19 protein-coding genes are annotated in these 16,412 nt (G+C 64.1%); 5 read left to right on the top strand and 14 right to left on the bottom strand.

What is annotated here, in order from left to right; all coding sequences use genetic code 11:
- Positions 1-4: 4 nt before the first annotated feature.
- Together ACODSN_RS04675 and argH are read right to left on the bottom strand one after the other, a co-directional pair.
- Positions 5-259 carry a hypothetical protein gene (locus ACODSN_RS04675; protein ID WP_489053526.1) on the bottom strand — a complete coding sequence of 85 codons (255 nt, stop codon included), beginning with the start codon at positions 257-259 and terminating at the stop codon, positions 5-7.
- On the bottom strand, positions 256-1,632 hold the full coding sequence (argH, locus tag ACODSN_RS04680) for an argininosuccinate lyase (protein WP_489053527.1): 1,377 nt from the start codon (positions 1,630-1,632) through the stop codon (positions 256-258). The genes ACODSN_RS04675 and argH overlap by 4 nt, the downstream gene beginning before the upstream one ends.
- Positions 1,633-1,675: 43 nt before the next feature.
- Here argH and ACODSN_RS04685 point away from each other — a divergent pair, with 43 nt between their 5' ends.
- The 3 genes from ACODSN_RS04685 to ACODSN_RS04695 all read left to right on the top strand — a co-directional run bounded on the left by ACODSN_RS04685 (position 1,676) and on the right by ACODSN_RS04695 (position 5,495).
- Positions 1,676-2,272 (top strand): TlpA family protein disulfide reductase, encoded by a 597-nt coding sequence (locus ACODSN_RS04685; RefSeq protein WP_489053529.1) that lies wholly within the window; start codon positions 1,676-1,678, stop codon positions 2,270-2,272.
- Between the two features lie 132 nt (positions 2,273-2,404).
- Complete coding sequence (locus ACODSN_RS04690; protein ID WP_489053530.1) at positions 2,405-4,972, top strand: TonB-dependent receptor plug domain-containing protein; 2,568 nt, start codon at positions 2,405-2,407, stop codon at positions 4,970-4,972.
- Between the two features lie 91 nt (positions 4,973-5,063).
- Positions 5,064-5,495, top strand: coding sequence for a RidA family protein (locus ACODSN_RS04695; protein WP_489053532.1), 432 nt, complete (start codon positions 5,064-5,066; stop codon positions 5,493-5,495).
- On the opposite strand, the gene ACODSN_RS04700 is transcribed toward ACODSN_RS04695, so the two are convergent.
- The 7 genes from ACODSN_RS04700 to ACODSN_RS04730 all read right to left on the bottom strand — a co-directional run bounded on the left by ACODSN_RS04700 (position 5,488) and on the right by ACODSN_RS04730 (position 10,312).
- Positions 5,488-5,661 (bottom strand): Trm112 family protein, encoded by a 174-nt coding sequence (locus ACODSN_RS04700; RefSeq protein WP_489053533.1) that lies wholly within the window; start codon positions 5,659-5,661, stop codon positions 5,488-5,490. The two genes, ACODSN_RS04695 and ACODSN_RS04700, sit on opposite strands and share 8 nt — an antisense overlap.
- Positions 5,658-6,269 (bottom strand): LON peptidase substrate-binding domain-containing protein, encoded by a 612-nt coding sequence (locus ACODSN_RS04705; protein ID WP_489053535.1) that lies wholly within the window; start codon positions 6,267-6,269, stop codon positions 5,658-5,660. Before ACODSN_RS04705 ends, ACODSN_RS04700 begins: the two co-directional genes overlap by 4 nt.
- A 10-nt stretch (positions 6,270-6,279) precedes the next feature.
- Positions 6,280-7,191, bottom strand: coding sequence for a tetratricopeptide repeat protein (locus tag ACODSN_RS04710; RefSeq protein WP_489053537.1), 912 nt, complete (start codon positions 7,189-7,191; stop codon positions 6,280-6,282).
- Between the two features lie 94 nt (positions 7,192-7,285).
- The gene (locus ACODSN_RS04715) at positions 7,286-8,134 is read right to left on the bottom strand and encodes a MipA/OmpV family protein (protein ID WP_489053539.1); all 849 of its coding nucleotides are present in this window, start codon (positions 8,132-8,134) and stop codon (positions 7,286-7,288) included.
- A 75-nt stretch (positions 8,135-8,209) separates the two neighbouring features.
- Positions 8,210-8,647 (bottom strand): DUF2141 domain-containing protein, encoded by a 438-nt coding sequence (locus tag ACODSN_RS04720; RefSeq protein ID WP_489053541.1) that lies wholly within the window; start codon positions 8,645-8,647, stop codon positions 8,210-8,212.
- Positions 8,644-9,372: a sterol desaturase family protein gene (locus tag ACODSN_RS04725; RefSeq protein ID WP_489053543.1), complete on the bottom strand. Its 729-nt coding sequence runs from the start codon at positions 9,370-9,372 to the stop codon at positions 8,644-8,646. Before ACODSN_RS04725 ends, ACODSN_RS04720 begins: the two co-directional genes overlap by 4 nt.
- 49 nt (positions 9,373-9,421) lie before the next feature.
- Positions 9,422-10,312, bottom strand: a complete 891-nt coding sequence (locus ACODSN_RS04730) for a prephenate dehydratase (RefSeq protein ID WP_489053545.1) — start codon at positions 10,310-10,312, stop codon at positions 9,422-9,424.
- A gap of 195 nt (positions 10,313-10,507) precedes the next feature.
- Here ACODSN_RS04730 and ACODSN_RS04735 point away from each other — a divergent pair, with 195 nt between their 5' ends.
- A complete protein-coding gene (locus tag ACODSN_RS04735; protein WP_489053546.1) occupies positions 10,508-11,134 on the top strand; it encodes a c-type cytochrome in 627 nt (208 codons plus the stop codon).
- A gap of 102 nt (positions 11,135-11,236) precedes the next feature.
- On the opposite strand, the gene ACODSN_RS04740 is transcribed toward ACODSN_RS04735, so the two are convergent.
- Both ACODSN_RS04740 and ACODSN_RS04745 read right to left on the bottom strand, forming a co-directional pair.
- The gene (locus tag ACODSN_RS04740; RefSeq protein ID WP_489053547.1) at positions 11,237-12,031 is read right to left on the bottom strand and encodes a COG4705 family protein; all 795 of its coding nucleotides are present in this window, start codon (positions 12,029-12,031) and stop codon (positions 11,237-11,239) included.
- A 78-nt stretch (positions 12,032-12,109) separates the two neighbouring features.
- Positions 12,110-13,426 (bottom strand): hemolysin family protein, encoded by a 1,317-nt coding sequence (locus ACODSN_RS04745; protein ID WP_489053548.1) that lies wholly within the window; start codon positions 13,424-13,426, stop codon positions 12,110-12,112.
- 149 nt (positions 13,427-13,575) lie between these two features.
- Between ACODSN_RS04745 and ACODSN_RS04750 the strand changes: the two genes are divergently transcribed.
- Entirely contained in the window at positions 13,576-14,253 is a 678-nt protein-coding gene (locus ACODSN_RS04750) for a YiaD family glycine zipper/OmpA-like lipoprotein (RefSeq protein ID WP_489053550.1), read from the top strand.
- Positions 14,254-14,301: 48 nt separating this feature from the next.
- Here the strand turns inward: ACODSN_RS04750 and ACODSN_RS04755 are convergent, their stop codons facing one another.
- Genes ACODSN_RS04755 through folD form a run of 3 tightly spaced genes read right to left on the bottom strand, consistent with a single transcriptional unit; the run spans position 14,302 to position 16,411 of the window.
- On the bottom strand, positions 14,302-14,919 hold the full coding sequence (locus ACODSN_RS04755; protein WP_489053551.1) for a MarC family protein: 618 nt from the start codon (positions 14,917-14,919) through the stop codon (positions 14,302-14,304).
- Positions 14,916-15,491, bottom strand: a complete 576-nt coding sequence (locus tag ACODSN_RS04760) for a Cif family virulence factor (RefSeq protein ID WP_489053762.1) — start codon at positions 15,489-15,491, stop codon at positions 14,916-14,918. Before ACODSN_RS04760 ends, ACODSN_RS04755 begins: the two co-directional genes overlap by 4 nt.
- Positions 15,492-15,517: 26 nt before the next feature.
- Positions 15,518-16,411 carry a bifunctional methylenetetrahydrofolate dehydrogenase/methenyltetrahydrofolate cyclohydrolase FolD gene (gene folD / locus ACODSN_RS04765; RefSeq protein WP_489053552.1) on the bottom strand — a complete coding sequence of 298 codons (894 nt, stop codon included), beginning with the start codon at positions 16,409-16,411 and terminating at the stop codon, positions 15,518-15,520.
- Position 16,412 lies beyond the last annotated feature (1 nt).

Consider the following 16,412-nt stretch of genomic DNA (forward strand, 5'->3'; position numbering starts at 1 on the left):
CGGTTCAGGGCGTTTTTTCAGGCGGCAGATCGAAATAATCGTCCGCCCGCTTGCGCGACTGGGTCAGCAATTCGACATTGCGCTGCGGTCGCGCCTGCACCGACGGCTCGGTCAGTTGCGCGGCGGTCGGCGGCGATTCCGCGCCGACCGGGATGGCGGGCGAAGGCTGCCCCGGCACCGGCTTCAAAGGCTGGCGTCCGCCACAGGCCGCCAGCCCAGCCAGCAATCCCGCCGCCATCGCCAGTTTCGCGATCCTCATGCCTCGCCCTCCAGTTCGCCGCGCGCCTGCGCGATCCGTGCGCGCACCTGATCGGGCGCGGTGCCGCCATGGCTGCGGCGGCTGGCGACCGAAGCATCGACGGTCAGCACCGCATAAACCCGCGCGTCGATCCGCGCGTCGATCGCGGTCAGCGCGGCAATCGGCAGGTCGGCGAGTTGCACCCCGGCCTGCTCCGCCGCCGCCACGGCGCGCCCTGTAATATGATGCGCCTCGCGGAACGGCACATTGCCTTCCCGCACCAGCCAGTCGGCGAGATCGGTCGCGGTCGCAAAGCCGCTTTCGGCCAGCGCCCGCATCCGGTCGGTGCGGAACGTCACCGATCCGATCATCCCGGTCATCGCCGCGATCGACAGGCCGATCAGGTCATGCGCCTCGAACACCGGCGGCTTGTCGTCCTGCATATCCTTGGAATAGGCGAGCGGCAGGCCCTTCATCGTCACGCACAGCGCGTTCATGCACCCCATGATCCGCCCGGCATGGCCGCGCACCAGTTCGGCGGCGTCGGGATTGCGCTTTTGCGGCATGATCGAACTGCCGGTCGAATAAGCGTCGGGCAGCTTGATGAAGCCGAAGGGCTGGCTCGCCCAGATGATGAACTCCTCCGCCAGCCGCGACAGATGCAACGCCAGTTGCGTGGCTGCCATCAGATAATCGAGCGCGAAATCGCGATCGCTCACGCTGTCCAGACTATTGTCGGTCGGCCGCGCGAAGCCCAGCGTCGCCGCCGTCGCGTGGCGATCGATCGGAAAGCCGGTCCCGGCCAGCGCCGCCGCGCCCAGCGGACATTCGTCCAGCCGCGCGCGCGCATCGGCAAAGCGGCTGCGGTCGCGCCGGATCATCTCATAATAGGCCATCAGATGATGACCCAGCGTCACCGGCTGCGCCGATTGCAGATGGGTAAAGCCCGGCATCACCGCATCGGCATGCTCCGCCGCCCGGTCGAGCAACGCGCGCTGCAACCCGGTCAGCCCCGCTTCGACCTCCTCGATGGCGTCGCGCACCCACAGGCGGAAATCGGTCGCGACCTGATCGTTGCGCGATCGCGCCGTGTGCAGCCGCCCCGCCGCCGGGCCGATCAGTTCGGCTAGCCGCGATTCCGTCGCCATATGGATGTCTTCAAGGTCGAGGTCGACCGGCACGCCGCGCGCTTCATATTCGGCCGCGACCGCGTCCAGCCCGTTCGCAATCGCCGTCGCATCCTCGCCCGAAACGATGCCCTGCTTCGCCAGCATCGCGACATGCGCCTTCGACCCGGCGATGTCCTGCCGCCACAATCGCTTGTCGAACGGGATGGAGGCATTTATCTCCCGCATGACAGCAGCCGGCCCGGCCGCGAACCGACCGCCCCACATGCTATTGGAGCCAGCTCCCGTGAAACCTTCCTTACGCTCGGTAATGACACTGCTCCTGGCTGTCGGGCTTGGCGGCTGCGATAGGCAATCACCGGCTCCAGGGCAAGCGGACGCACAAGCCAATACATCCCTTACCAGCGGCGAAGCGACCGGCGGCGAAGCGACTGGCGGCAAGGCAGGCGAGGCGAGCTACCGGCTGGACCGCAGCAAGGCGGGAACCCCCGCCCCCGATTTCAGCTTTGGCGATCCGGCGGGCGGCGACGCCCGTTTGCAGGATGCGGCCGGGCGGCCGATGCTCGTCAACCTGTGGGCGACCTGGTGCGCGCCCTGCGTCGCGGAAATGCCCACGCTCGATGCTATCGCCGCCGAATATGGTCCCAGGGGGCTGGCCGTTTTCACCATATCGCAGGACACGCAGGGCAAGAGCGTCGCCGCCCCCTTCTTCGCCAAACATGCCTGGCCGCATCTCAAGGCGTGGACCGACCCGGACAACCAATTCGGCTTTCACTATGCCACGGGCCTGCTGCCCACCACCGTGATCTATGACGCCCATGGCAAGGAAATGGTGCGCGTGATCGGCTCGCTGGACTGGCAGGGCAAGGAAGCGCGCGCCCTCATCGATGCCGCGCTTGCGAGCTGAATATAGTCAGCAATCGTGTGGAAATGCGGTGTAATATTTAGCATTTTTCGACTATTTTGTGCATTGCGGTAGAGGTTCGCCGCAGCCGCTTCGTTCATCTCCCCTGTCATCATAATGTTACAGGGGACATCTATGACGCGCCTATCCGCATTGAAACTATCGTTCATTCTCGCTTCGTCCTGGTCGTGCGCCGCCATCGCTCAGGAGGCGCCGCAAGAGCCACAGGCCGATGAAGGCGCCGCGATCATCGTCACCGGCACACGCGCCGTTGGCATGCAGGCCGCAGACAGCGCCGCGCCGGTTCAGGTGTTCAGCCAGGAAGCGCTGAGCCATGTCGGCCAGCCCAATCTCAACCAGGCGCTGACCCAGATGGTCCCGTCCTTCACCGCCCAGACGCAGGGCACCGACATGTCGAACTTCGCGCTGTCGGCCCGCCTGCGCGGCCTCAGCCCCAATCACACGCTGGTCATGGTCAATGGCAAGCGCCGCCACGGCTCCGCCATCCTTCAGGTGATCGCCGGGCCGTTTCAGGGGTCCGCCGCCCCCAGCATCGACCTCATCCCGCCCGACGCCGTGTCGCGCATCGAAGTGTTGCAGGACGGCGCGGCCGCGGTCTACGGCACCGATGCGATCGCGGGCGCCATCAATCTCATCCTCAAGGACCAGACCGACGGCGGCACTTTCAAGGTCACGGGCGGGCAATATTATAACAGCGAGGGCGAGCTTTTTTCCGCTTCGGGGAATGTCGGCTTCAAACTGGGCGAGGACGGCTATTTCAACCTGACCGGCTTTCATCGGCGCCAGAATTACACCTCGATCGGCACCGGCCAGGTCACGATGTCCACGATCGACGGCAAACCCTATGTCGGCGCGGCGGGCGTCTATGCGGGGCAGTTCGCATCGACCAGCAATTATTACAACCCCGCATGGGCCGGCCTGGACTTGAACGGCATCAATGGCGGCCAGGCCAAGTCTCAGCTCAACATCCTGTTTTACAATATGGGTTATGATTTCGGCGGCATCGAACTGTACAGCTTCGGCGACCTGTCCCGCCGGGTCGGCTATGCCAAACAGGGCTATCGCCCCCCCAACCGCATCTGCGCCAGCCCGACCAACCTTGGCACCTGTTTCGCGGACACCGGCACGTTCGGCATGGTGCCCCAGCAAAAGGTGCAGCAGACCGAATATAGCTTCACCATCGGCGTGAAGGGCGAAGTGTCCGGCTGGAACTACGACCTCAGCACCACCTATGGCCATGACCAGAACAAGATCTGGACGATAGATTCGGCCCACCGCGCGCTGTGGATCGAATCGTATCAGGCCTCGCAAACGCCCGGATCGACCGTCACGCCCAACACACCGAGCACCGCCTATGATGGCGGGTTCCGGCTCAGCCAGCTGACGAACACGCTCGACATCCGCAAGGAATTCGAGATCGGCATGGCCGCGCCGCTAACGCTCGCCTTCGGTGGCGAATATCGCCGCGACACCTATGAAATCATGGCCGGCGACTTCGCGTCCACCTACAAGGAAGGCGTGCAGTCCTTCCCCGGCTACAAGGACATCGACGCCGGCAACCATTCGCGCAGTTCCAAGGCCGCCTATATCAACCTGATCGCCACGCCCGTCGAAGGATGGACCGTCGATCTCGCCGGCCGCTACGAGGATTATAGCGATTTTGGCGATACCAAGATCGGCAAGATCACGACGCGCTATGACTTTTCGGATGCGTTCGCGATCCGTGGCACCGCCAGCACCGGCTTCCGCGCTCCGACATTGGCGGAATCTTTCTATTCGACTGTCAATGTCGGCCCGACCAGCGCCGTGCTTCAGCTTCCGGCCGGTTCGCCCGCCGCGACGCTGCTCGGTTTCAACGCGCTGCGTCCGGAAAAATCGACCAACTTCTCCGCAGGCATCGTCCTGCGGCCGGTTCCCCGGCTGGCGATCACCATCGATGGCTATTATATCAAGATCAAGGACCGGATTTCCGCCACCGCATCGCTGCCCGCGATCCAGGGCGGGCTGCCGGTGGCGGGCGCGGAAAACATCCTTGCCGCCATCGCATCGACCGGCCTCGTGCTCGATACCGGGCTTCAGACGCTCGGCGTGGCGAGCTTCACTAACCTGATCGATACCGAAACAAAGGGCATCGACTTCGCCGCCCGTTATGCCGTGCCGCTCGACTTCGGCAAGCTCGACCTGTCGCTGACGGCGAATTACAACAAGACCAAGATCACCAACAACAAGAATAGCGCCCTCTTCAGCGCCCAGTCCGAAAGCTATATCGAGGACGCATCACCGGAATATAAGGTGGTTGCGGGCGTGAACTTCACCACCGGACGTTTTTCGGCCAATCTGCGCCAGACCTTCTACGGCAAGACCAGCATCCTCGTTCGCTCCGCGCTTTCGGCGGCGGCGATGAACGGTCAGTCGCTGGAGCGGGACGGCGTAGTCAAGGCGACCGGGATCACCGATCTGGAACTGGGCTATGATTTCACCGATTATATCAGCTTCTCGGTCGGCGCGAACAACCTGTTCGACAAGCGGCCGGAAATGCCCAAGCTGCTGAACGGCGTCACCGTGCTTCCCGGTCAGTCGCCGTATGAGAATGGCACGACGAGCTGGAACGCCTATTATGGCCACGGCGCTTATGGGTCGGCGGGCGGCTATTATTACGCCCGCATCGACTTCAAATTCTGAGCGAGGTCATAGCAAGGGGGCCGGTTCGAGAGGACCGGCCCCTTTTCTGCGGAGCGGTAGCGAAGGAAAGTGATGGGGGAGAGGGAATATCATGAAGACTCTGCTCGCCGCCCTTCTGGGTTTCGCCGCCACATCTGCCCTGGCCGAACCGCCTTCCCCGCCTCCGCCCCTCCCTGCCCAACTCCCCTACTCGCCCGCCGTGCGCGCGGGCGACCTGCTGTTCCTGTCCGGCCAGATCGGTCGGATTCCTGAAGGCATGGACAGGCATGGCGCGGGATTCGATGCGGCGGTCAGGAGCGCGATGGATTCGATCGGCAAGATCCTAGCCGGCAATGATCTCGACTTCGGCGATGTGGTCAAATGCACGGTGATGCTGGACGACATGGCGGACTGGCCGCGGTTCAATGGCGTCTATCTCGCCTATTTCGCGGGAAAGCGCCTTCCCGCCCGCAGCGCGTTCGGCGCCAATGGCCTGGCTTTGGGCACACCAGTCGAGGTTGAATGCATCGCTGCGTTCAAATAGATCGCGCCTGCGCCGCGATCAGCACCGGAACACCATCCCGCACCGGATAGGCCAGCCCTGCGGCGTCGGATATCAATTCCTGCCGCTCCGCATCCCAGCGCAACGGCGTGCGCGTCAGCGGGCAAACCAATAGCGCGAGCAGTTGCGGGTCAATCGCCCCGCTCATTGCATCGTCGCCCCGCCGTCGCGCTCGATCCGGCCGAATATCTGCATCAGCTGGATCGTCAGTTCGGACCGCTCACGCAGCGAATCCGCTTCCAGCAGCGTCTGTTTGGCGGCGGCGTCGAACGGGGCGATCTGGGCTATGCCATTGACCAGCGACGCGTCGTCCAGCCGCGACACCGCCGACCAGTCGACCACATAGCCGAGCGCGGCCGCAAAGCGTCGCGATTCCTGCTCCAGCGCCGCCCGCTCGACCGCCGCCAATATGTCGTCGGGATCGTCCAGCACTTGCTCGACATCCGCCTCGATCTGCCGGAACTGGGTGGCCACCGGCAGTTCGCGCACGACCCGAAACCGCGCCAGTCCGTGCAGCACGATATTGAAGCGGCCATCGTTCAGCGCCTCGATCTGGGCGATATGGCCGAGGCACCCGACATCGAACAGGGACGGCACCGGGCCGCCGTCACGCGGCTGGATCATGCCGATACGCCGATCCCGCGCCATCGCATCGTGGATCAACGCCCGGTAGCGCGGCTCGAATATGTGCAGCGGCAGGTCCGTGCCCGGCAATAGTAGCACGCCCGAAAGGGGAAATATCGAAACCCGCGCCATCGCCGGGCCTTCAGGCGAACAAGATCTGCGACAGCCGCCGGCGCTGCGCCGACACCCATGGATCTTCAAGGCCCACCGCTTCGAACAGGGTCAGCAGTTGCGCCCGCGCCGCGCCTTCATTCCATGCGCGGTCGCGCCGTACGATTTCCAGCAAAGCCTCCGCCGCAGCGTCCCGATCGCCATTGGCCATCAGCCCACCCGCCAGTTCGAATCGTGCCTCATGATCGTCGGGATCGGCGGCGACCTTCGCCGCCACCGCCGACAGATCCGCCACCGGACGGGCATCGCGTGCCAGTGCAAGGGCCGCGCGCGCGCGATCCACGATAGCATCCTTGGCGACATCGGCGGGCAGAGCCTCCAGCACGGCCTCTGCTTCATCCAGCCGTCCGAGCGCCGTCAGCGCCCGCGCCCGGCCCGATGCGACCTCCGCATGATCGGGAACCATGGCATCGATCTGATCGAAGATCGACAGCGCCCGCTCCACATCCCCTGCGGCCAGCGTCTCTTCGCCCATCGCGATCAGGGGCGCGATTTCCTGCGCCTGCGACTTTTCCTCGGACTCGATCGGCAACTGCGCGAGCAACTGGTCCAGCATCTGCTTGAGCTGCCCCTCGGTCCGCGCCTGGCTGAGATCGGCGACCGGCTGTCCCTGAAAAACGGCGTAGACGGTCGGGATCGACTGGACCCGGAACTGGCTGGCGATGAAGCCATTCTGATCGACATCGACCTTGACCAGCTTGACGCCCTTAGGTGCGTAATCGGCACAGACTTTTTCGATCACCGGGCCAAGCTGCTTGCACGGCCCGCACCATTCGGCCCAGAAATCGACGATCACCAGCTGGGTGCGCGAAGGGTCCACCACGTCGCGGCGAAAATCTTCGATCTGCGCCTTTTCAGTGTCGCTCAGTCCCAGGGTCGCCACGCTTTTCATCTCCTGCCATGCGGATTGCCGCCGCTTCCATACAGCGCAATATGGGAAGCGTCACCCTCCCGCCACAAGTCCGGATGGGCGCGGCCTAGAAAGTGTAACCGACACCGATCGCGCCGACCCACTGGTTGCGCGATCCGGCGATATCGACGATCGGCGAGTCGGCATAACGGCCGAGCACCCGCGAATAGCCGCCCAGCGCGAAGATCGCCCAGCCGTGCCGTAAATCGCCCGACAGGGATTTACCGGCGGTAAGATTGGCCGAGACTTTCTTGAATCCGGATTTATCCCCGGCGCGGCTATAGGCCGGCAGGCCGCTGGCCAGTGACCCCGCAGGCGTGACATCATAATAATAGCCGCCGAACTTCTTGCCGACATATTCGGCCGACACGCCGATACCGACGAAGGTGGTCATCGACAGCGGGGTCACATATTCGATCGCCGGAGTGACGACATAGCTTTTATGCGCCCCGCCGACATCCTTGGTGACCGCGACCCGCGCCGACAGATTGTCGTAAGCGCTGGTGAACACGCCGGTCTTGCCGATGCCGACGAAACCGCCGACCTCGATCCCGGTGTCCAGCTTGCCGAGCGCGCGGACGGCATTATCCTTGATGCTCTTGCGGCTGGTACGGTCGAGACGGACATTGACCACCGGACCCAACTCGAAATCGACGCCGTTATCGTCGGTATTGGGGATGGCGTCGACATACAGGCTGGTGCCGCGCGTCCAGAAGGCGAAATCATGCACCTTGCCGCGCGCCTGCGCGATCGGGATGGCGCGATAATCGTCCGACCCCTCATAGCTCGGGACATAGGCGCCGCCGACGCCGATGGTCAGGGTGCTGTGCTGCGGATCATCCTGCGCGAGCGCTGGAACTGCGCAGGACAGCGCCGAAAGCATCAATGCCCCGGTGAGTGAACGAATTGGATTCATACTGGCCCCTGTTACCCTGTATATCGACTGAACTTCAGAATGTTTCGCCGGGGTTACGGTTCCGCCCACCCCGGATCACAGGAAATATTTGACGCGGATATCCTGCCTCACCGGCGCGCCGCCGAGCGAAAAGCGCGCGGATTCAAAACGCGGCGCACCAAATCGCAGTACGGGATTGCGCGAAAAGCCGACGCCCTCTCGCGGAATGCCGGCGAAGGTGTCGAGCCGGCCATTACCATTTTCGTCATGGATGATGGAAATGGCGTAATCCCCTGGTTCGGTGAGGCCAAGGGCCAGCACATCGCCGGTCGCGGGCAGATTGAAATGCCGGCTCGTGGAGTCGCCTGAACAATCCGGAAAATGATCCGGCGATCGCGTGAGACAGACGAGGATTCGCCCTTTGGTCGATCGCAGCCCCGCGACGGTCATCGTCAACGGCTGCGCCTGATCGCCCGGCGCGGCCCCCGCGAGCGTCACCATCAGGGCGCAGACCAGCAACTTGCGCGCCATCATGCGCCCGACGCTCCGAATGCGCCAAGCCCACGATCGGTCCCGCACGCCCGGTCCCATAGCCGGAAATACAGGCCGTAATTGCAGGCATAAAGGTCATGATGCCGCTGATGATGCGTGGCGGTAATCAGCCAGCCACCCAATGGCCCGCGCACCAGCCAGCGCGGAAACATCTCCCATCCCATATGATTGCTCACTCCCATCACCGTCATGATCGTCAACACCGCGCCCAGCGCGCCCACATGGATCGGGATCATAAAAACAAGGGCGGGAATGACCACCGCGCCGGTCAGCGCCTCCCATGGGTGGAAGCTCATCGCCGCCCAGGCCGTGGGCGGACGGCTGGCATGATGCACGGCATGGGCGACGCGAAAAGGCCGGGGCCGGTGCATCCAGCGATGCGTCCAGTAAAACCATGCATCATGCGCCAGCAGGTAGAGCAGGATCGACACCGGCAGATACCAGAGCGGCCAATCCTGCACATCGGAATAGATCTGCGTCCATCCCCGCGCCTGCCATCCCCACGCCACGATCCCTGCCGGAATGCCGTAAATGAAGGCCGACGCCAGCGACCAGGCGATTTCACGCCTAATCTGCCGGTCCAGCCCGCGATACAGGCCCGGTTGCCGCAGTCTGGTCGCCAGCGCAAAGCCCCCGCTTATCAGGAGATAGCGCACGCCGACGATGACGCTCATGGCCAGTGCGGAAATCAGGATAGCGCCGATCATGACCGGCCTATAGCCGCTGCACGCGTTCGGGTCACGGCCCGCATCGCCCTTATGTACGAGCGCGCGCCTGCCGGTAGCTGCCCAGCAGGCGCACCGATTTGGTGTGAAATTCCAGTTCTGCCAGCGCGCGATCGATCGCGGGGTCGCCCGGCATCCCCTCGATATCGCAGTAAAATTCGGTCGCCGCAAAGCTCGCGCCGCGCTGATAGCTTTCCAGCTTGGTCATGTTGACGCCGTTCGTGGCGAAGCCGCCCATCGCCTTGTACAGCGCGGCGGGCACATTCTTCACCTCGAACAGGAACGTCGTCATCACCGGGCCGGCACCGGCACGCGGCGATTGCGGCTCCTTCGCCAGCACCAGAAAGCGCGTCATATTATCGTCGCTATCCTCGATATTTTCGGCGACGAGACGAAGCCCATAGAGTTCCGCCGCAAGGTATGGCGCGATCGCTCCATCGCCGGGCGTGCCTGCCTCCGCGACCAGCGCGGCCGCGCCCGCCGTGTCGGCATAGGATACCGGCTGGATACCACGCTCGCGCAGATAGTGGCGACACTGGCCCAGCGCCTGCGGATGGCTGATCGCCTTCTTCACGGGCGTCGTGTCGACCGCCATCAGACAGTGGCGGATGGGCAGGAAATATTCGTCGACGATCGCCAGACCCGATTCGGGCAGCAGGAAATGCATGTCGGCGACGCGCCCGTGCAGGCTGTTCTCGATCGGGATGATCGCGCGCGCGGCCAGCCCCGATCGCACGGCGTCGATCGCATCCTCGAACGAAAAGCAGGGTAGCGGCACGCAATCGGGCGCATAGCCAAGGGCGGCGAGATGAGAATTGGCGCCCGGCGCACCCTGATAGGCAACGGCGCGGCTGGGATCGAGGGCGGCCTCGCGCGCCATGTCGGCGACCAGTACGCGGGCAGGAGCAGGATAGTTTTCCATGAGGCTTGCGCGCTTAGGCACTCGGGCGTTCATGTGCAAGCACACGTCGGGAAAGCCGGTTGCAAACGCATGAGTAAAAGCGGGCGCATCTGTGTCGTCCGTGCTTGCGCGTTCGCACTTGCGCCATTATGGCAGCGCGCTAGAGGGGGCGCGAAAACAAGCCGCCGGAACAGAAATTCAAGGGAAATCGAGCGAATGGGCGATCGTTTCAACACCATTGCGGGCTGGACGTTGTTCGCGGGCATCGTCGCCCTGGGCGGCGCGATCGTCAGCTCGAAATATTTCCATGACGAGCGTCCCGAAGAAATGGGTTACGCCATTCAGGGCGTGGAAGCCGAAGGCGCCGGTGGCGCCGCTGCTGGCCCCGGTCTCAACACGCTGCTGGCCAAGGCCGACGTCGCGGCGGGCGAGAAAGTCTTCGCGAAGTGCGCGGCATGCCACACCGTCAATCAGGGCGGCGCCAATGGCATTGGTCCTAATCTGTTCGGTACGGTCGGTGAGGAAGTCGGCGCGGGCAAGGGCGGCTTCGCCTTTTCCGACGCGCTCAAGAAGAAGGGCGGCAAGTGGACCTTCGAAAATCTCGACCACTGGCTGACTTCGCCGCGTGATTTCGCGCCCGGCACGAAGATGACCTTCGCCGGTCTCGGCAACCCGGTCGATCGCGCCAACATCATCGCCTGGCTCAATACGCAAGGATCCAACCTTCCGCTGCCCGCCGCCGACGCCGCGCCAGCCGCAGGAGGCGACAATGCCGCCGCTGGCAATGCGACCGCCAACAGCGCAAACGCAGCGGCTCCTGCGGATAACGCCGCCAGCAAATAAGATTTGGCCGGGAACCCGGTCAGCGGAGAATGAAAAAGGGCGCGGCATCGATTGCCGCGCCCTTTTTGTCTGCGCGCTCGGGTATGGCGGTCGCGTAGCCACTCAATGACTATGCCGTCCCGCCCGTTGCGGAATGACCAGGATCAGCAGGATGATAGCGATCGCCAGTACGCAGGACGCCCACGCGCGACTGAGATCGAGGCCGCCTTTGGCGACAGGCTTATCCAGAAAATCCCCTACCGTCGCGCCGAGCGGCCGGGTCAGGATGAAGGCTGCCCAGAACAGCAGCACATGCGAGACCGAGGTCCAGAAATAGAGCGCAGTCACCACGGCGAGCACCGCCCCGAACACCAGCGCTCCGCCTGAATAGCCGAGGCCCGAGTCAGCGATCCAGTCGCCCAACGCCGTGCCCAGCGTCTGAGATAATGTAATCGTGATCCAGTAAAAGGATTCAGCCTTCGGTCCCGCCACGCTGTTGACCGATATGCTGCCTTCGCTGCGATACCAAAGGGCCAGCGATGACAGGACACAGGCCAGCAAAAGAAGCGACCCTCCCATGTAGCCGATACCCAACGATCGATCGGCGAAATCCGCGAGCGTCGTACCGGCCATGGTCGATGCGATGATGGTCGCCCAATAGAGCCAGGGATGGAAAGTCCTGCTGCGAATTTGCGCCCACACCAGCCCGAGCAGAAGGAATCCGAAAATCGCCGTGCCCACCAGATAGCCGCTGAGCCAGGATTGCGCTGCGTTAGGCGTGGTTTCACCCAGCCAGCTCATCGTCACACTGTCGCCCCCGGTCTCGCCCAGGGTGGTAGCCAGTATCTTGATGACCCAGAAGCCCAATGTGACGGCAGGAACCTTCGTCAGGGCGCCGCGCACCTCTTCGTCGCTCAATGCCGCTCTCCACGGAATACCTGATCCGGTTAGCATGAAACGCGGGCCACCTTAAAGGTTCCAGCCCGAGCCGCGCGCTTAGCGTTCCGCGATCAGCAGCTTGTCGATCTTGCGCCCGTCCATATCGACGATCTCAAATCGCCAGCCCTGATCCTCGGCATAGTCGCCGACCTCGGGCAGCCGTTTGAGCAGCCACAGGACATGACCGGCAACGGTCGCATAATCGCGATCCTCGGGCAGCGCGATATCGATCCGCTCGGCGAGCAGGTCGACCGGCATCTGCCCCGATACGAGCAGGCTGCCATCCTCACGCTCGACCAGATCCGGCTCGTCATAGGCATCGCGATCAGACGCGAAATGTCCCGCGATCGCCGACAACAGGTCGGCCGGCGTCGCGATCCCTTCGAAATGACCATATTCGTCATGGACCATCACCATGGGCACATCGGCGCGCCGCAGCACCTCCAGCGCGTCCATCGCATCGACCTGATCGGGCACGACTTCGCCCTTGCGCATCAACGCTTCCAGATTCAACGGTTCGCCGCGGAAAAGCGCCGTCATAATATCGCGCGCCTGGACGATGCCGACGATATCCTCCACCGAACCGCGCCCCACCGGCAGCCGGGTATGCGGCGTTTCCAGCAGCCGCGCGCGGATGGTCGCATCATCGGCGTGGAGGTCGATCCAGTCCACGTCCATCCGCTGCGTCATCACTTCCCGCACGGGACGATCGGCCAGCCGCACGACGCCGGAAATGATGGCGCGCTCGCTTTCCTCAATCACGCCCGACCGGCTCGCCTCGGCCACGATCAGGTGCAGTTCTTCCGCCGTCACATGGCTTTCGGATTCGCGCTGGAGCCGCAACAGCTTGAAGATCAGCGCGCTCGATCCGTCGAGAATCCACACGATGGGCGCCGTGACCTTCGACAGCCACAGCAGCGGCGCGGCGACCAGCACAGCGATCGGCTCGGGCGCGCGCAACGCGAATTGCTTGGGAACCAGTTCGCCGATGATGAGAGAGGCGTAGGTGGTCAGGCCGATGACCACCGCAAAGCCCATCGAATCGGCCATATTCGCCGGCACGCCCAGCGCCTGTAACCGCTGGCCGGTCGGTCCGCCCAGGCTCGCGCCGGAATAGGCGCCGGCGATGATGCCGATCAGGGTGATGCCGATCTGGACCGTGGACAGGAACTTGCCCGGATCGGACGCGAGCATCAACGCGGTCTGTGCCCCGCGCCGCCCCGCCTTCTCCATCGCCTGCAATCGCGGCCGGCGCGCGGACACGATCGCGAGTTCGGACATGGCGAACAGGCCGTTCAGTCCCACGAGCGCAAGGATGATGACGAGGTCCATCCAGGGAAAGGGCGTCAGCGATGGGGTGGAGTTCGTGGCCATGGTGGTCCCCTCCCCTATAACCGCAAATCTTTCATTTCCACAACCATGGCCTCATCGCCAGTTCAGTTCGGCTGTGGAACAAAGCCCGTTGCTCGACCATTTGGAGAGGCATCCGTTCGCGGCGGGTCAACAAGAAGAGGGACTATATCATGCGCATTTCTCACAGGATCATGGGCGCGGCCGGACTGGCGGCGATGCTCGCCACCACGGCTTGCACGACCGATCCGAACACAGGCCAGCGGTCAATTTCCAAAGCGGCGATCGGCGGCATCGGCGGCGCGCTGGGCGGTTATCTGCTCGGCGATCTGGTAGGCGGGCGGCATGACCGCACCGAAAAGATTCTGGGTGCGGGCATTGGCGCGGTCGCTGGCGCGGGCATCGGCGCCTATATGGACGGGCAGGAACGCAAGCTGCGCGAACAGACCGCAGGGACAGGCGTGGATGTGATTCGCGATGGCGACAATCTGGTCCTGCGCATGCCGTCCGGCATCACCTTCGCTTATAATGACGCGGCGGTGCAGCCGCAGTTTCAGCCGACGCTGAACAATGTCTCGTCCGTGCTGGCGCAATATCCCAAAACCTATATCGACGTATATGGCCACACCGATAGCGACGGTTCGGACGCCTATAACCAGACGCTGTCGGAGCGCCGTGCCCAGTCGGTCGCCGGCTATCTGGTGAGCCACGGCGTCCAGTCCGCCCGCATCGCGACGCGCGGCTTTGGCGAGACCCAGCCGATCGCGTCCAACGCGACGGAAGAGGGCAAGGCCGCCAACCGTCGCGTCGAAATCAAGATCGCTCCCGTCACCGAAGGCGATATGCGGTAAGGAACGCTCCGTTTGATCTGAGCCTGTCGGCCAAGCTGGCTGGCAGGCTCAAAAGCTCGCCTTTAGCCCGTCGATCACGAATTGGGCCGCCAGCGCGGACAGCAACACCCCCAGCAACCGGGTGATGACCGCCTCGATCTTGCTGCCGAGCAGCGCCATCAACGGCCCCGCCGCCAGCAGCGATCCCAGCATGAGCGCCAGCGTCACCGCCACCGCGCCCATCACCACCACCCGCTCCATCATGCCGTTGGCGCGCGACATCAACAGCATGACCGTGGCGATGGATCCCGGACCGGCGATCATCGGCATCGCCATCGGGAATACAGAGACATCCTCGACTTCCGGCGTTTCGGCGACCTTCTGCGCCCGATCCTCGCGCCGCTGGGTGCGCTTTTCGAACACCATGTCCATCGCGATCATGAACAGCATGAGACCGCCTGCGATACGGAAGCTGCCAAGCGCGATCCCCAGCGTGCCCAGCAACTGCTTGCCCCACAACGCAAAGACCAGCAGAATCGCCGCCGCGATGCCGACCGCCCGGATCGCCATCGCGCGCCTCTGCGCCCCGTTCGCGCCCGTGGTCAGGCTGGCGTAGATCGGCGCGCAGCCGAGCGGATCGATCACCACGAACAAGGTGATGAAGGCGGAAACGAACAGCGCGCTCATGACCCCGCGCCTACCTTGTCGTCGATCACGGTGTCATAGGTTTCGCCGGTCCACATCTTCACCATGACGCGACGGCTGCCATCGGGGGCGACTTCCGCCGACCATGTCAGGCTGTCATCGGGGGGCGACGTGCCTCGCTTGCAGGTCGCGACCCGACCCGTCAGTTCGTCGGCCGTATCGCGCAGGGTCGCTAGCGTATCGCCATGGTCGGCAATCCATTTCCACGCGCCTTTTTTGTCGCGTCGCCAGATCGTCGTGAAATAACCGACTTTGCCGTCAGCGCGCTTCCAGTTGCCAGTGCTCGCGGCCAGATTGCCGTCGCACGAGACATAGACGATCGAGGGCGACCAGGCCATCGACGCGGGCGGATCGGCCCGGCCCTTGAGCCAGGTCTGCGCGGGCACGCGCTGCGGCATGAACAGGACCGCATCCTTGTCCGCCGTCGCGCGGAAGGCGGTCCATTGCCCCTCCTGCTGCGCCAGCCGGTTGAACGCGATCTCGGCGGCGATCACGGAACTTGGGTCAGGCTGATAGCGCATCGGCGGCCGCGCACCTGTCAACGCGAGGCCCATGAGAAGGATGGCGACGCCCTTGCGGGTCACAGGCCCGCCGGTTTCGGCAATCCCGCGCGCGCATGGGCCGCGACCAGCGTATTGCGCAGCAGCACCGCGATCGTCATCGGGCCGACGCCGCCGGGCACGGGCGTAATCGCGCGGACATGCGCCAGCGCCTCGGCGGTGGCGACGTCGCCCACCAGCCGGGTCTTGCCCTCATCCCCATCGGCGATCCGGTTGATGCCGACGTCGATCACGGTCGCGCCGGGCCTGATCCATTCGCCCTTCACCATTTCGGCGCGGCCCACTGCGGCCACCACGATATCAGCGCGATGGACCACGCTGGCGAGGTCGCGGGTGCGGCTATGCGCGATGGTGACGGTGCAATTTTCCGCCAGCAGCAATTGCGCCATCGGCTTGCCAACGATGTTGGAGCGGCCGACGACCACCGCCTCCAGCCCCGACAGATCGCCCAGTTCGTCTTTCAGCAGCATGATGCAACCGAGCGGCGTACAGGGCACGAACGCGTCCTGCCCGGTCGCCAGCTTGCCCGCATTGATGACGTGGAAGCCATCGACATCCTTGGCCGGATCGATGGCGGTGATGACGTCCGCCTCGTTGATATGCTCGGGCAAGGGCAGTTGGACGAGGATGCCGTCGACCCGTTCGTCGGCGTTCAACTCCTCGATCACGTCGAGCAGTTCCTCTTCGCCGATGCTGGCGGGCAGCTTGAATTCAAAGCTTTCCATGCCGGCGGCGAGCGTCATCTTGCCCTTGCTACGAACATAGACGGCGCTGGCCGGGTCTTCCCCCACCAACACGACCGCGAGGCCGGGCTTGCGCCCCGCCTGCGCGACGAAGGCGACGACGCCATCGGCCACCTTGTCGCGCACCGTGGCGGCGAACGCCTTGCCGTCGATAATCTTGCCGATGGTCATC

It is taken from the genome of Sphingobium sp. FG11 (assembly GCF_057809915.1).

Bases quoted from the DNA above. Each gene is read 5' to 3' on its own strand.
- ACODSN_RS04675 (WP_489053526.1), bottom strand. From the start codon at position 259: ATGAGGATCGCGAAACTGGCGATGGCGGCGGGATTGCTGGCTGGGCTG.
- argH (WP_489053527.1), bottom strand. From the start codon at position 1,632: ATGTGGGGCGGTCGGTTCGCGGCCGGGCCGGCTGCTGTCATGCGGGAG.
- ACODSN_RS04685 (WP_489053529.1), top strand. From the start codon at position 1,676: ATGACACTGCTCCTGGCTGTCGGGCTTGGCGGCTGCGATAGGCAATCA.
- ACODSN_RS04690 (WP_489053530.1), top strand. From the start codon at position 2,405: ATGACGCGCCTATCCGCATTGAAACTATCGTTCATTCTCGCTTCGTCC.
- ACODSN_RS04695 (WP_489053532.1), top strand. From the start codon at position 5,064: ATGAAGACTCTGCTCGCCGCCCTTCTGGGTTTCGCCGCCACATCTGCC.
- ACODSN_RS04700 (WP_489053533.1), bottom strand. From the start codon at position 5,661: ATGAGCGGGGCGATTGACCCGCAACTGCTCGCGCTATTGGTTTGCCCG.
- ACODSN_RS04705 (WP_489053535.1), bottom strand. From the start codon at position 6,269: ATGGCGCGGGTTTCGATATTTCCCCTTTCGGGCGTGCTACTATTGCCG.
- ACODSN_RS04715 (WP_489053539.1), bottom strand. From the start codon at position 8,134: ATGAATCCAATTCGTTCACTCACCGGGGCATTGATGCTTTCGGCGCTG.
- ACODSN_RS04720 (WP_489053541.1), bottom strand. From the start codon at position 8,647: ATGATGGCGCGCAAGTTGCTGGTCTGCGCCCTGATGGTGACGCTCGCG.
- ACODSN_RS04725 (WP_489053543.1), bottom strand. From the start codon at position 9,372: ATGATCGGCGCTATCCTGATTTCCGCACTGGCCATGAGCGTCATCGTC.
- ACODSN_RS04730 (WP_489053545.1), bottom strand. From the start codon at position 10,312: ATGGAAAACTATCCTGCTCCTGCCCGCGTACTGGTCGCCGACATGGCG.
- ACODSN_RS04735 (WP_489053546.1), top strand. From the start codon at position 10,508: ATGGGCGATCGTTTCAACACCATTGCGGGCTGGACGTTGTTCGCGGGC.
- ACODSN_RS04745 (WP_489053548.1), bottom strand. From the start codon at position 13,426: ATGGCCACGAACTCCACCCCATCGCTGACGCCCTTTCCCTGGATGGAC.
- ACODSN_RS04750 (WP_489053550.1), top strand. From the start codon at position 13,576: ATGCGCATTTCTCACAGGATCATGGGCGCGGCCGGACTGGCGGCGATG.
- ACODSN_RS04755 (WP_489053551.1), bottom strand. From the start codon at position 14,919: ATGAGCGCGCTGTTCGTTTCCGCCTTCATCACCTTGTTCGTGGTGATC.
- ACODSN_RS04760 (WP_489053762.1), bottom strand. From the start codon at position 15,491: ATGGGCCTCGCGTTGACAGGTGCGCGGCCGCCGATGCGCTATCAGCCT.
- folD (WP_489053552.1), bottom strand. From the start codon at position 16,411: ATGACCATCGGCAAGATTATCGACGGCAAGGCGTTCGCCGCCACGGTG.